This window comes from Pseudomonas fluorescens, assembly GCF_001307275.1.
Taxonomy (GTDB): Bacteria; Pseudomonadota; Gammaproteobacteria; order Pseudomonadales; family Pseudomonadaceae; genus Aquipseudomonas; species Aquipseudomonas fluorescens_AA.
The window spans coordinates 3637413-3649616 of sequence record NZ_CP012831.1 but is presented as its reverse complement, the minus strand read 5'-3'; the positions used below and the strand labels follow the sequence as shown (position 1 = coordinate 3649616).

General features: G+C 63.1%; 13 protein-coding genes. 7 read left to right on the top strand and 6 right to left on the bottom strand.

All coding sequences use genetic code 11. From position 1 onward, the window contains the following. The first annotated feature begins 28 nt into the window (after positions 1–28). Both AO356_RS16160 and AO356_RS16155 read left to right on the top strand, forming a co-directional pair. Positions 29–370, top strand: a complete 342-nt coding sequence (locus AO356_RS16160) for a pentapeptide repeat-containing protein (protein ID WP_060740600.1) — start codon at positions 29–31, stop codon at positions 368–370. A 223-nt stretch (positions 371–593) separates the two neighbouring features. After that, the gene (locus tag AO356_RS16155) at positions 594–866 is read left to right on the top strand and encodes a TfoX/Sxy family protein (RefSeq protein WP_003205623.1); all 273 of its coding nucleotides are present in this window, start codon (positions 594–596) and stop codon (positions 864–866) included. Positions 867–1087: 221 nt separating this feature from the next. Here the strand turns inward: AO356_RS16155 and AO356_RS16150 are convergent, their stop codons facing one another. From AO356_RS16150 to AO356_RS16135, 4 genes are read right to left on the bottom strand one after another with little or no spacing between them, the layout of a single operon-like run. Next, entirely contained in the window at positions 1088–1936 is an 849-nt protein-coding gene (locus AO356_RS16150; RefSeq protein ID WP_060740599.1) for a ChaN family lipoprotein, read from the bottom strand. Positions 1937–1958: 22 nt separating this feature from the next. Then, on the bottom strand, positions 1959–2726 hold the full coding sequence (locus tag AO356_RS16145; RefSeq protein WP_060740598.1) for a heme ABC transporter ATP-binding protein: 768 nt from the start codon (positions 2724–2726) through the stop codon (positions 1959–1961). Then, positions 2726–3709: a FecCD family ABC transporter permease gene (locus AO356_RS16140; RefSeq protein WP_170842354.1), complete on the bottom strand. Its 984-nt coding sequence runs from the start codon at positions 3707–3709 to the stop codon at positions 2726–2728. The genes AO356_RS16145 and AO356_RS16140 overlap by 1 nt, the downstream gene beginning before the upstream one ends. A 50-nt stretch (positions 3710–3759) precedes the next feature. Then, the gene (locus AO356_RS16135) at positions 3760–4638 is read right to left on the bottom strand and encodes a heme/hemin ABC transporter substrate-binding protein (RefSeq protein ID WP_060740596.1); all 879 of its coding nucleotides are present in this window, start codon (positions 4636–4638) and stop codon (positions 3760–3762) included. Positions 4639–4895: 257 nt separating this feature from the next. On the opposite strand from AO356_RS16135, the gene AO356_RS16130 reads away from it, so the two are divergent. After that, positions 4896–5213: a Rieske (2Fe-2S) protein gene (locus AO356_RS16130; protein ID WP_060740595.1), complete on the top strand. Its 318-nt coding sequence runs from the start codon at positions 4896–4898 to the stop codon at positions 5211–5213. On the opposite strand, the gene sfsA is transcribed toward AO356_RS16130, so the two are convergent. Next, on the bottom strand, positions 5169–5924 hold the full coding sequence (gene sfsA, locus AO356_RS16125) for a DNA/RNA nuclease SfsA (RefSeq protein ID WP_060740594.1): 756 nt from the start codon (positions 5922–5924) through the stop codon (positions 5169–5171). The two genes, AO356_RS16130 and sfsA, sit on opposite strands and share 45 nt — an antisense overlap. Beyond that, positions 5924–7096, bottom strand: coding sequence for a pyridoxal phosphate-dependent aminotransferase (locus AO356_RS16120; protein WP_060740593.1), 1173 nt, complete (start codon positions 7094–7096; stop codon positions 5924–5926). Before AO356_RS16120 ends, sfsA begins: the two co-directional genes overlap by 1 nt. 338 nt (positions 7097–7434) lie before the next feature. Between AO356_RS16120 and dksA the strand changes: the two genes are divergently transcribed. The 4 genes from dksA (at position 7435) to AO356_RS16100 (ending at position 12185) form a co-directional block, all read left to right on the top strand. Continuing rightward, positions 7435–7878 (top strand): RNA polymerase-binding protein DksA, encoded by a 444-nt coding sequence (gene dksA / locus AO356_RS16115; RefSeq protein ID WP_003205639.1) that lies wholly within the window; start codon positions 7435–7437, stop codon positions 7876–7878. 233 nt (positions 7879–8111) lie between these two features. Next, a complete protein-coding gene (gene gluQRS, locus AO356_RS16110) occupies positions 8112–8993 on the top strand; it encodes a tRNA glutamyl-Q(34) synthetase GluQRS (RefSeq protein WP_060740592.1) in 882 nt (293 codons plus the stop codon). Positions 8994–9070: 77 nt separating this feature from the next. Further along, entirely contained in the window at positions 9071–9247 is a 177-nt protein-coding gene (locus AO356_RS31935) for a hypothetical protein (RefSeq protein ID WP_003176118.1), read from the top strand. Then, positions 9231–12185 (top strand): sensor histidine kinase, encoded by a 2955-nt coding sequence (locus tag AO356_RS16100; protein WP_162491245.1) that lies wholly within the window; start codon positions 9231–9233, stop codon positions 12183–12185. Before AO356_RS31935 ends, AO356_RS16100 begins: the two co-directional genes overlap by 17 nt. Positions 12186–12204 lie beyond the last annotated feature (19 nt).

Below are 12204 nucleotides of genomic sequence, written 5' to 3'. Positions count from 1 at the left end.
GCGCCATAAAACCATCAGGTGATATGAAATGAGCCTTCCCAAACTTCTCGGTACCCCGCTTTATGCCTTGCTGCGCAAAGATGATATCGCCGGGTTCAACAGCGAACGCCCACAAGGTCCGGTCGACATGCGCGGCGGCGATTTTCGAGGGCTTGATCTGCGGGAACTGAACGCGGACGACGTTGACTTCAGCGACGCCTACTTCCGCTCCGCCGATTTGCGCGGCATCGATTTTCGCAAGTCGTCACTAGAGGGCGCGAGCCTGGCCCATGCGCAGATATCCGGCGCCTACTTTCCGCCCGAGCTGTCTGCGGATGAAATCTTGATGTCGATGAACTTCGGCACCCGGCTGCGCTACCGCACCCGCTGACAGTGCCTGAACCGCGCCGGCCAACGCGCGGACCTGCCACGACCGAACGGACCTCCAGCGCCCCCGCTTGCGCTGGAGAATGCAGTCTTTTCCCTCCTCATCGTGCGTAATGCATTAGAAGCTTTTGCATCTAATCCCACCAAAGAATCACGCTTTTCCTACTGACCGCTACACTGCTCAGAAGCTTGCCCACCGCACCAGTCGGCCGTCGCAAGGAGGCTCGATGAATGATGAACTGCAACACCTGAAGAATCTGGGCAAGACATCGGCCCAGTGGCTGCACGCCGTGGGTATCCACAGCGCTTCCGATTTACGCCGGCTCGGGGCGGTAGACGCCTATCGCGCCGTGCGCACGCGCGGTTTCCGGGCGTCCAAGGTGTTGCTGTACGCCATTGAGGGGGCGTTGATGGATGTGCATTGGAACGACATTCCCGCTGAACGCAAGGAAGCCCTGAATAAACAGCTGGACGCCATTTCGACGCGTCACAAAGCCTGATGCCCTTTCTTTTCCAGTGCGAACCCTGGCCGCGAGATTATTTCGAGGAATCGCAAAAACAATGTTTGACATGGTAATGAGAATCGCTATGATTACCACATCCAGTCGCGAGACTGGCCGATATTTGAACAGCCCTTGGTTCGGACTCTCAGATATCTCCTCATCAGGCTAATCACGGTTATTTGACCCGGCTCTTGCCGGGTCTTTTTTTGCCTGCGATATCACTTACCGATGTGTTCACGCATCTGCGCGCAATAATCCTGGGGCGGCATGGCCGGGGTGTACCACACGTAGTCCGCCATGGCCGACGTCACGTCACTGCCCTCCTCGGCCAACATCAGGACGATCGGTGCCTCCCTGGCGCCAAGGTCCAACGCATGCAGCGGCACGCCGACATCTTTTCGCCCATGCCAGGCACCTGCGAACAACAATGCCGGTGTCGGCGCTTGCAGCAGGCGTTCGGCCATGCGCCGGTCACGCTGTTGCTGCACGGCCAGCATCGGCGGCATTTGCGACTCCGGCAGCAAACCACAGTGGGATTCACGGATCTGCCCCAACAACGCGTCCTTCACCGTGGCGGCATTGGTGCGAGCGCCCGTCAAGCTGGGCGCTTGCCGATAGAAACGCTGGATCTCGGCGGCGTCCAGATTGGCGGCCAGCAACGGATAGCGTTGCGCCAGGGCAAACTCGACAACGGGCCCATACAGGCTCCAATCCCAGCCGGGGGACCAGGCCAACGCGTCGGGCAGGTCCTTGGGCAAGGCGGGCAGTTGGCGGACCGAATCAACGCGTGGCTGTTGGGAGGGGGTGAGCATTTCCAGCAACAGGCTGCCCTGGGCCCGCTGGCCGGCCAATGCCTGGAGCAGCCATAGCTGCAGCGCATGGTGGTCAGGATTGTCGTGCCGCTCCCCCACCACCACCCGAGGCGCCTTTGCCAGGCGCTCGACCAGTGCCTGTGGCGTCACGGCCTGGCCGTTGTGCAAATCACGGATCCGTCCGTCGAGCGGGGGCGGAGCGATGCTCTGGCACGCCGTCAGTACACTCAATGCCAGAATCAGGAGCAGGCGCACGTCCGTATCCTCCAGGGCGCCCTCAGCGGGCAATGATCAATGGATGCCCGCGCTCCGGATGGTCTTGCACCAGCACATCCAGGCCAAACACCGTCTTGAGCGGTTCCGGGCGCAGTACGTGCCGGGGCGTGTCCAGGGCCACCGGCCGACCGGACGCGAGCAGCAACAGGCGATCACAGTAACGCGCCGCCAGGTTCAGGTCATGCAGGATAACCAGCACGGCGGCGCCGCGACCGGCAAATTCACGCACCGCCTGGAGAATGGTGTGCTGATGCAGCGGATCGAGCATCGAGGTTGGCTCGTCCAGTAACAGGGTCTGCCCCGCTTCACCCGGCCACAACTGCGCCAACACCCGCGCCAGATGCACCCGCTGGCGTTCGCCGCCGGACAACGCCAGGTAACTGCGACCGTGCAGATGCGCGGCGTCTGCCGCTTGCAGCGCCGCGACGACGACTTGCTCGTCGCGCAGCCGACCACTCTGATGCGGCAGGCGCCCCATGCCGACGACTTCCTCGACGCGAAAGGCAAAATCCAGGGTCGAGGACTGCGGCAAGACCGCCAGGCGACGGGCGCGCTCGGCACCTTGCCATTGGGCCAGTGGACGGTCTTCGAGCCAGACCTGCCCCTGGCTCGGCCGCAACTCACCACACAGGCCCGCCAGCAAGGTACTTTTGCCCGCACCGTTGGGCCCGAGCACACCGAGTACTTCGCCGGGGTTGAGCAGCAGATCGATGTCCGCCAGCACGGTATTGCGGCCACGCTGAATGTGCAGGTTTTGTGCTCGCAACATCAGGCGCGCCCTCGTACCAATAGATAGAGGAAGAACGGCGCGCCGATGAAGGCCGTGACGATGCCGATCGGCAATTCCGCAGGGGCCAGCGCCAAGCGTGCCACCAGGTCGGCGAGCAGCAAAAGACTTGCTCCCGCCAGCACTGAAGCGGGCAGCAACACACGGTGGTCGGGGCCGGCCACCAGGCGCACCAGATGCGGCACCACCAGCCCGACGAAACCGATCATGCCCGCCGCCGCCACCGCCGCGCCAACCCCTAGGGCCGTACAAAACACCAGCTCACGCTTGAGGGCTTCGACGTTGACGCCCAAATGGGCTGCCTCGGACTCGCCCAGCAACAGCGCATTGAGCTCCCGGGCTCGGCGTGGCAGCCAGAGCGCCACGCCGGCGCTGACCAGTAACAACGGCCACAACCTCGCGTAGCTGGCGCCGTTGAGACTGCCCAGGTTCCAGAACGTCAGGGTGCGCAGGGTCGCGTCGTCCGCCAGGTAGGTGAACAGGCCGACGGCGGAACCGGACAGCGCGGTCAGGGCGATGCCCGCCAGGAGCATGGTCGCGACATGGGTCTGGCCATTGCGGCGACCGAGACGATAGACCAGCGCCGTAACGCCGAGCCCGCCAAGGAACGCACACAACGACAACACGTAAGGGCCGAAGGCTTCGGGCAACCCACCCAACGCCGAGCCACCGACAATGGCGACGGCTGCGCCCAACGCCGCACCGCTGGACACGCCCACCAACCCCGGGTCTGCCAGCGGGTTACGGAACAGCCCCTGCATCGCCACGCCGGACAACGCCAACACCCCGCCCACCGCCAAGCCCAGCAGGGTGCGTGGCAAACGGATCTGGCCGAGGATCAGTTCGGCCTGTTCCAGGCCATCGGCGGCCACCGGCAGGCCCAACAGGCGTAAAGCGGCGCGCAAGGTGTCCAGCAGTGGCAGGCTCACCGGCCCCAGGGCCAGGGACAGCCAGGTTGCCAGCAAACACAGCAGGCCCAGGCCGATAAACAAGGTGCGAGGCTTGACCAACGAAGTCATGGCGCCGCGGCCGGCTCAGCCGGATAAAAGCCTGCCGTCAGTTTCACCAGGCCTTGCGGCAACCGCGGGCCCAATCCGCCCACCAACAGCGTGGGGTCAAGCTCCATGATGCGCCCGTCCCTGGCGGCCCGGGTCGAGGAAAGAATCGGATTTTCCCTGAACAGCGCCGCACGGGCTTCTTCACCACTCAAGACACGGTCGGCGAAGACCAGCACGTCAGGATTCAGGCTGGCCAGGGTTTCCACTGAAAAGGATTTATAGCCGCTGTGGGTTGCCAGGTTGCGACCTCCGGCCTGCTGTAACAGCCAATCGGCGGCCGTACCCAGACCAGCGACCAGCGGCTTGCCGCCGGAACTGCCCACCAACAACAATACGCCGGGAGCCTTTTGCTTGAGCTGGGCCTCGGTCACCCGGGCATGTTGCTGGGCGAGCTGTTCCTGGTAACGGTCGAACAGCCGTGCCGCCATGGCCTGCGCCCCCAGCAACTGCCCCAGGTGCTGCAAATTGCCTTGCAGGGTTGGCAGGTCTGGCGTGGTCGAGAACAATTCGACCTTTACGCCGGCGCTGCGGATTTGCGCCAGCACAGGTGGCGGCCCCATTTCCTCGGTGCCCACCAGGATCTGCGGACGCAGGCTCAATACGCCCTCTGCGGACAGTTGTCGCTGATAGCCAATGCTGGGCAGGGCCCGCAAGGATTCAGGATGCTGGCTGGTGGTGTCCACGCCCACCAGTTTCGATTCGCCCCCCAGTGCACTGACCCACTCGGACAAGGCGCCGCCGGCGCTGACCCAACGCTGCGGCGATTCAGCCGCGCTGGCCCCCTGGTTGACCAACAGAGCGACACAGAGCGCAACAACGCGGATGTTCAGGCGCATCGGGCAGCTTCCTCAAAGAAGTTTTTCGCAGGACCGGGCCGGGCCAAGTATCCTCAACCACCTGCGAAGGAGGCGCCATTTGATAATTGTTTTCATTTGACCGTCAAGCGTGGATCTTTTGCTACATGAAGCCCCTGTGGGAGCGAGCTTGCTCGCGATAGCGGTGTACCAGTCACCTTAATGTTGGCTGATCGACCACTATCGCGAGCAAGCTCGCTCCCACAGACGCTCACTCCGACAGACATATAGAGACACACATGAAGTTTCTTTGCACCGCCGCCGAACTGCCCGACAACGGCAGTCGCGGTTTCGACCTCGATGGGCGCAAGGTGCTGGCCGTGCGACGCGCCGGCCAGGTATATGCCTATATCAACCGCTGCCCGCACCGGGGCGTGCCGCTGGAATGGCAACCCGACCAGTTCCTCGATCCCAGCGCCAGCCTGATCCAGTGCGCCACTCACGGCGCGCTGTTCCTGATCGAGAGCGGTGAATGCGTGGCCGGCCCCTGCGCCGGTCAGTTCCTGGCCGCGCTAGACAGCCGGGAGGACGAGCAAGGCATCTGGGTCGAACAGTAGCGGTTCGAGCAACACTGGCAACGCACGGTCCACCCACATCTGCTCGGGCGTCAACGTCACTCCGTAGGCCAACACTTCCACCCCCGCCGCCACCGCATCACGCAGGGCTGCGGCGTATACCGGGTCGATCTCGTGTGCCGGGCGCACGGCCTCGATGCCACTCAGGTTCACGCAATACAGCTGCACCGCCCGCACACCTTCCCGGGCCAGGCCGGCGAGCTCCCTCAGGTGTTTGGCTCCGCGCAGCGTGACCGCATCGGGAAACGCCGCCACCTGGGTGCCATCGAAACCCAACGTGACACTTTTGACTTCGACCCAGGCCGAGCCTTGGGCGTAGTCCAGGCGAAAATCTATGCGGCTGTTTTCCACGCCATAAGCCACTTCACGCTTGAGCCCGGTGAACCCGTTCAGTTCACTGATGACTCCGGCGCGCAAGGCTTCTTCGACCAAAGCGTTGGCCCTCGCGGTATTGATGCAGGCCAGCCGCCCTTGAGGGGTTTCGCCGATTTCCCAGGTGCCGGGCAACTTGCGCTTGGGGTCGCTGGAGCGACTGAACCAGACGCGCGCGCCTTCAGCCATGCAGTTGAGCATCGAGCCGGTGTTGGGGCAGTGAATAGTGAGGAGTTCGCCGTGAACGGTCTCGATATCAGCGAGAAAACGCTTGTAACGTCGAATCAGACGACCTTCTTCCAACGCAGGGGAAAAACGCATCAGCCTTGCCAGCTCCGCAGTCCACGTTCGATTCGCGCCACCGCTTCCTGTAGCCGCGGCAAGCTCTGTGTATAGGCGAAGCGCACATGGTGGCTGGCCTGATGACGGCCGAAATCCAGACCCGGGGTGAAGGCCACGTGTTCGGTTTCCAGGAAATGCTGGCAGAACGCAAAGGCATCGCCGCCGAAGGTGCTGATATCGGCATAGAGGTAAAACGCCCCTTGCGGCTCCACCGCGATACCAAAGCCCAGTTCACGCAAGGCCGGCAGCAGAAAGTCGCGGCGCAGCGCGAACTCGGCCCGCCGCTGCTCGAAGATTTCGATGGTGGCGGGCTCGAAACAGGCCAGGGCGGCGTACTGGGCCATGCTCGGCGCACTGATGTAGAGGTTCTGCGCAAGTTTTTCCAGCTCGCCGATGGCCGCCGAAGGGGCCACCAACCAGCCCAGCCGCCAGCCGGTCATGCCGAAATACTTGGAAAAACTATTAAGGACAAAGGCGTCGTCGTCGACTTCCAGCACACTGGCGGCGTCGGTGCCATAGGTCAGGCCGTGATAGATCTCGTCCACCACCAGATGGCCGTTGTGGCCCTTGATGGCCTTGGACAACCCTGCCAACTCGTCCCGGGTGAGAATCGTCCCGGTCGGGTTGGCTGGCGAGGCCACCAACGCACCGACGCTGTCCTGGTCCCAATGACGATCCACCAGGTCCGGCGTCAATTGATAGCGCACATCCGCCCCCACAGGCACCAATTGCGCCGCGCCTTCCACCAGGCGCAGGAAATGACGGTTGCACGGATAGCCGGGGTCGGCCAACAGCCAATGCTTGCCCGGGTCCACCAGCAAGGCGCTGGTCAGCAGCAACGCGCCGGAACCGCCCGGCGTGATCATGATCCGTCGAGGATCGATGTCCACCCCGTAGCGCTGGCCATAGAAACCCGAGATGGCTTCGCGCAGCTCAGGAATGCCACGGGCCGCGGTGTAACGGGTCTTGCCCGCCGCCAGCGCGGCCTGGCCGGCCTGGATGATCGGTTCGGCGGTGGTGAAGTCCGGCTCGCCGATCTCCAGGTGGATGACGTCATGCCCGGCGGCTTGCAGTTCGTTGGCGCGAGCCAACAGCGCCATCACATGGAAAGGTTCGATGGCGCGGCTGCGCGCACTGTAGGGCTGAGCCATTGGCCTTCCTTCAAGGGAAAAAGAACCGATTCTACCCAACTCGGGAACAACTGCGGGAACACGCGCGAGACCAAAGCGGTCTGAGCCCTCGAATTGCAGGAAATGACTCCCGCGATTGGCCCAGGCTTGACTAGAATCAAGCATTGAGCAGGTTTAGATCCCCACCGAAGCGAACCCGGCCACGCTTTACAGCCCCCGGCCGCCGCAGGCTCGACAACCGGGAGTAGCGCGGCCCGATTTGATCTGGTAAGTTCGCCCGCTTGCAGCCGCAGGGCCGGCAGGTGTCGGTGATGGAGCAATCCTGCGTAGTGGATTACAAGAGTAGAGGCGGTCCATTCATGCCCACCCAAGCAAAGCAAAATCAAAATCAGTCGCTCAGCGGGTTTGAGCCTTACGTCCCGCAAGCTGGCGAAGAGTATATGGGCGCCCCCATGCGCGCGCACTTCACCAAGATCCTGAACAAGTGGAAACAGGACTTGATGCAGGAAGTCGACCGCACCGTGGACCACATGAAAGACGAAGCGGCCAACTTCCCCGACCCGGCCGACCGTGCCAGTCAGGAAGAAGAGTTCAGCCTCGAACTGCGCGCCCGTGACCGTGAGCGCAAGCTCATCAAGAAAATCGACAAGACCCTGCAACTGATCGAAGACGAAGAATACGGTTGGTGCGAGTCCTGCGGCATCGAGATCGGCATTCGTCGCCTGGAAGCCCGACCGACCGCCGACCTGTGCATCGACTGCAAGACCCTGGCGGAAATCAAGGAAAAACAGGTCGGCAAGTAATCGCCGGGGCTGTTACCGAAACGGAGCGTTCATACGCTCCGTTTTTTGTTTCCGATATTTTCTCCAAGCTTCGATGCCCCCCTGTGGGAGCGAGCTTGCTCGCGATAGCAGTGGATCAGCCAGCAGTGATGTGGCTGACAGGTCGCTATCGCGAGCAAGCTCGCTCCCACAAGGGGATATGTTTTGTTGTCGAGATTGCATGCCCACCGCCCGGACCCAGTAACATTCACCCTATGACTGCCTACATCGGACGCTTCGCCCCCACCCCCAGCGGCCACCTGCATTTCGGTTCGCTGGTCGCCGCACTGGCATCGTACCTGGATGCCCGGGCCGTGGACGGGCGCTGGTTGCTGCGCATGGAAGACCTCGACCCGCCCCGGGAAGAACCGGGCGCGCAAGCGGCGATTCTCAAGGCGCTGGAAAGCTACGGGTTTGAATGGGACGGCGAAATGGTTCGCCAAAGCGAGCGCCATGACGCCTACGACCAAGTCATCAACCGGCTGTTCAGCCAAGGCCTGGCCTATGCCTGCACCTGTTCGCGCAAGCAACTGGAGGCGTACCAGGGCATTTATCCGGGCCTGTGCCGCAATGCCGGGCACGGCACCGAAGACGCCGCCATCCGCCTGCGCGTCCCCGAGCTCGAGTACCACTTCACCGACCGGGTCCAGGGCGAGTTCCGCCAGCACCTGGGCCGTGAAGTCGGTGACTTCGTGATCCGCCGCCGCGACGGACTCTATGCCTATCAATTGGGCGTGGTCCTGGACGACGCCTGGCAAGGGGTAACCGATATCGTGCGCGGCGCCGACCTGTTGGACTCCACGCCGCGCCAGCTCTACCTGCAAGAACTGCTCGGGTTGCCACAACCGCGTTACCTGCACGTGCCGTTGATCACCCAGCCCGACGGGCACAAGCTCGGCAAGTCCTACCGTTCACCGCCACTGGCGGCCGACCAGGCCACACCGCTGCTGCTACGGGCGTTGCGCGCGCTGGGCCAGCAACCGGGCCTCGAACTGGACGACGCCAGCCCACGGGAACTGCTGGCCTGGGGCATTCGCCACTGGGACGCGGGCAAGATCCCGCGCACACTGAGCCTGCCCGAAGCGCAAATACGTTGACGGCCCTTGCAGCTTGGCGCCCATCCGTTACCATCGCCGCACGTTTTCGGGCACGCGCATAAATTAGAGAGGCCGGGATGTATATCTATCGCTTGGTCCTGCTCCTGGTAGTGGGGATTTACTTGTTCTCCCCGGCCATCATGGATTGGTGGATCGATGCCACGGGTGCCTGGTATCGGCCGTATCTGCTCTGGCTGATCCTGATTGTCGTGACCTTCATCCTGCAGAGCCAAAAAGATGCCGATGAGCTTTAGCCTGACCCAGATGATCCTGATCAGCGCCGCCTACCTGGCGGTGCTGTTCGGCGTGGCCTGGATCAGCGAACGGGGCATGATTCCCCGGGCGATCATCCGCCACCCGCTGACCTACACCCTGTCGCTGGGTGTCTATGCCAGTGCGTGGGCGTTCTATGGCACGGTCGGGCTGGCCTATCAGTACGGCTATGGTTTCCTCTCCAGTTACCTCGGTGTATCGGGCGCGTTCCTGCTGGCGCCGGTGTTGCTCTACCCGATCCTGAAAATCACCCGCACCTACCAACTGTCCTCCCTGGCCGACCTGTTCGCCTTTCGCTTTCGCAGCACCTGGGCCGGCGCCCTGACCACGATTTTCATGCTGGTCGGGGTGTTACCGTTGCTGGCCCTGCAAATACAGGCCGTGGCCGACTCCATCAGCATCCTGACCCGCGAACCGGTGCAGCACCGGGTGGCATTGAGTTTCTGTGTGCTGATCATCCTGTTCACGATTTTCTTCGGTTCCCGGCACATCGCCACGCGGGAGAAACACGAAGGCCTGGTGTTCGCGATCGCCTTCGAGTCGGTGATCAAGCTGATCGCCATCGGCGGCGTCGGTCTCTATGCCCTGTACGGCGTGTTCGACGGCCCGCAACAGCTGGAAGTGTGGCTGCTGCAGAACCAGACCGCCCTCGCCGCCTTGCACACGCCCTTGCAGGAAGGCCCGTGGCGCACGCTGTTGCTGGTGTTCTTCGCCTCGGCCATCGTGATGCCGCACATGTACCACATGACCTTTACCGAGAACCTCAACCCGCGCTCGCTGGTGAGCGCCAGCTGGGGCCTGCCGCTGTTCCTGCTGCTGATGAGCCTGGCGGTGCCGCTGATCCTCTGGGCCGGCCTGAAGCTGGGCGCCAGCACCAACCCGGAATATTTCACCCTGGGCATCGGCATCGCCGCCAACAGCAAGGCCCTGGCGTTGCTGGCCTACGTCGGCGGCCTGTCGGCGGCCAGCGGCCTGATCATCGTCACCACGCTGGCCTTGTCGGGCATGGCCCTCAACCACCTGGTGCTGCCGCTCTACCAGCCACCGGCCGAAGGCAACATCTACCGCTGGCTGAAATGGACCCGGCGAGCGCTGATCGTCGCGATCATCATGGCCGGCTACGGTTTCTACCTGATGCTGGGCGACGGGCAGGACCTGGCCAACCTGGGCATCGTCGCCTTCGTCGCCACCTTGCAGTTCCTGCCCGGCGTGCTGTCGGTACTGTATTGGCCGACCGCCAACCGCCGCGGCTTCATCGCCGGCCTGCTGGCGGGGATCCTGGTGTGGCTGGTGGCGATGCTGCTGCCGCTGATGGGTAACTTGCAGGGTTTCTATATTCCGCTGCTGAACATGATCTACGTGCTCGACGACACCAGTTGGCATATGGCGGCCATCGCTTCCCTGGCAGCGAACGTGCTGATGTTCACCCTGATCTCGCTGTTCACCAACGCCAGCAGCGAAGAGGCCAGCGCCGCCGAAGCCTGTGCGGTCGACAATGTTCGTCGTCCGCAGCGCCGTGAACTCCACGCCGCCTCGCCCCAGGAGTTCGCCACCCAACTGGCCAAGCCCCTGGGCGCCAAAGCCGCGCAAAAGGAAGTCGAACAGGCCCTGCGTGACCTTTACCTGCCCTTCGATGAACGCCGCCCGTATGCCTTGCGTCGCCTGCGGGACCGGATCGAGGCCAACCTGTCCGGCCTGATGGGCCCCAGCGTGGCCCAGGACATGGTCGAGACGTTCCTGCCCTACAAGGCCGGCGGCGAGAACTATGTCACCGAAGACATCCACTTCATCGAAAGCCGCCTCGAGGATTACCACTCGCGCCTCACCGGCCTGGCCGCCGAACTGGACGCCTTGCGCCGTTACCACCGCCAGACCCTGCAGGAACTGCCGATGGGCGTGTGTTCCCTGGCCAAGGACCAGGAAATCCTGATGTGGAACAAGGCCATGGAAGAACTGACCGGAATCGCCGCCCAGCGCGTGGTCGGTTCCCGCCTGAGCACCCTGGGCGAGCCATGGAAAGGCTTGCTGCAAGGCTTCATCGACCTGCCTGACGAGCACCTGCACAAACAGCACCTGGCCCTCGACGGCCAGACCCGTTGGCTGAACCTGCACAAGGCGGCGATCGACGAGCCGTTGGCACCGGGCAACAGCGGCCTGGTGCTGCTGGTGGAAGACCTGACCGACACCCAGATGCTCGAAGACAAGCTGGTCCACTCCGAACGACTGGCAAGCATTGGCCGGCTGGCCGCCGGGGTGGCCCACGAAATCGGCAACCCGATCACCGGCATCGCCTGCCTGGCGCAGAACCTGCGCGAAGAGCGCGAGGACGATGGTGAGTTGACGGAAATCAGCGGCCAGATCCTCGAACAGACCAAGCGCGTGTCGCGCATCGTCCAATCGCTGATGAGCTTCGCCCATGCCGGCGGTCACCAGCACAATGACGAGCCCGTCTGCCTGGCCGAAGTGGCCCAGGATGCCATTGGTCTGCTGGCCCTCAACCGGCGCAATTTCGAGGTGCAATTTTTCAACCTGTGCGACCCGGACCATTGGGTCGACGGCGACCCCCAGCGGCTCGCCCAGGTGTTGATCAACCTGCTCTCCAACGCGCGGGACGCCTCACCGGCCGGCAGCGCGGTGCGGGTCAAGAGCGAAGCTTTCGAACACACGGTCGACCTGATCGTCGAAGACGAAGGCAGCGGTATCCCACAGAACATCATGGACCGATTGTTCGAACCCTTCTTCACCACCAAGGATCCTGGCGAAGGCACCGGTCTGGGCCTCGCACTGGTCTATTCCATCGTTGAAGAGCATTATGGACAAATCACCATCGACAGCCCGGCCGATGTTCAGAGCCAGCGCGGCACCCGTATCCGGGTGACCTTGCCGCGTCATGTCGAAGCGACGTCCGCTGTGAACTGAGACCGTCGAGAGAATCGAA

What these genes read in the sequence shown, in the direction of transcription:
- sfsA (WP_060740594.1), bottom strand. Translation starts at nt 5,924, where the DNA reads ATGCGTTTTTCCCCTGCGTTGGAAGAAGGTCGTCTGATTCGACGTTAC.
- AO356_RS16100 (WP_162491245.1), top strand. Translation starts at nt 9,231, where the DNA reads ATGCCGATGAGCTTTAGCCTGACCCAGATGATCCTGATCAGCGCCGCC.
- AO356_RS16135 (WP_060740596.1), bottom strand. Translation starts at nt 4,638, where the DNA reads ATGCGCCTGAACATCCGCGTTGTTGCGCTCTGTGTCGCTCTGTTGGTC.
- gluQRS (WP_060740592.1), top strand. Translation starts at nt 8,112, where the DNA reads ATGACTGCCTACATCGGACGCTTCGCCCCCACCCCCAGCGGCCACCTG.
- AO356_RS16160 (WP_060740600.1), top strand. Translation starts at nt 29, where the DNA reads ATGAGCCTTCCCAAACTTCTCGGTACCCCGCTTTATGCCTTGCTGCGC.
- dksA (WP_003205639.1), top strand. Translation starts at nt 7,435, where the DNA reads ATGCCCACCCAAGCAAAGCAAAATCAAAATCAGTCGCTCAGCGGGTTT.
- AO356_RS16155 (WP_003205623.1), top strand. Translation starts at nt 594, where the DNA reads ATGAATGATGAACTGCAACACCTGAAGAATCTGGGCAAGACATCGGCC.
- AO356_RS16145 (WP_060740598.1), bottom strand. Translation starts at nt 2,726, where the DNA reads ATGTTGCGAGCACAAAACCTGCACATTCAGCGTGGCCGCAATACCGTG.
- AO356_RS16120 (WP_060740593.1), bottom strand. Translation starts at nt 7,096, where the DNA reads ATGGCTCAGCCCTACAGTGCGCGCAGCCGCGCCATCGAACCTTTCCAT.
- AO356_RS16130 (WP_060740595.1), top strand. Translation starts at nt 4,896, where the DNA reads ATGAAGTTTCTTTGCACCGCCGCCGAACTGCCCGACAACGGCAGTCGC.
- AO356_RS31935 (WP_003176118.1), top strand. Translation starts at nt 9,071, where the DNA reads ATGTATATCTATCGCTTGGTCCTGCTCCTGGTAGTGGGGATTTACTTG.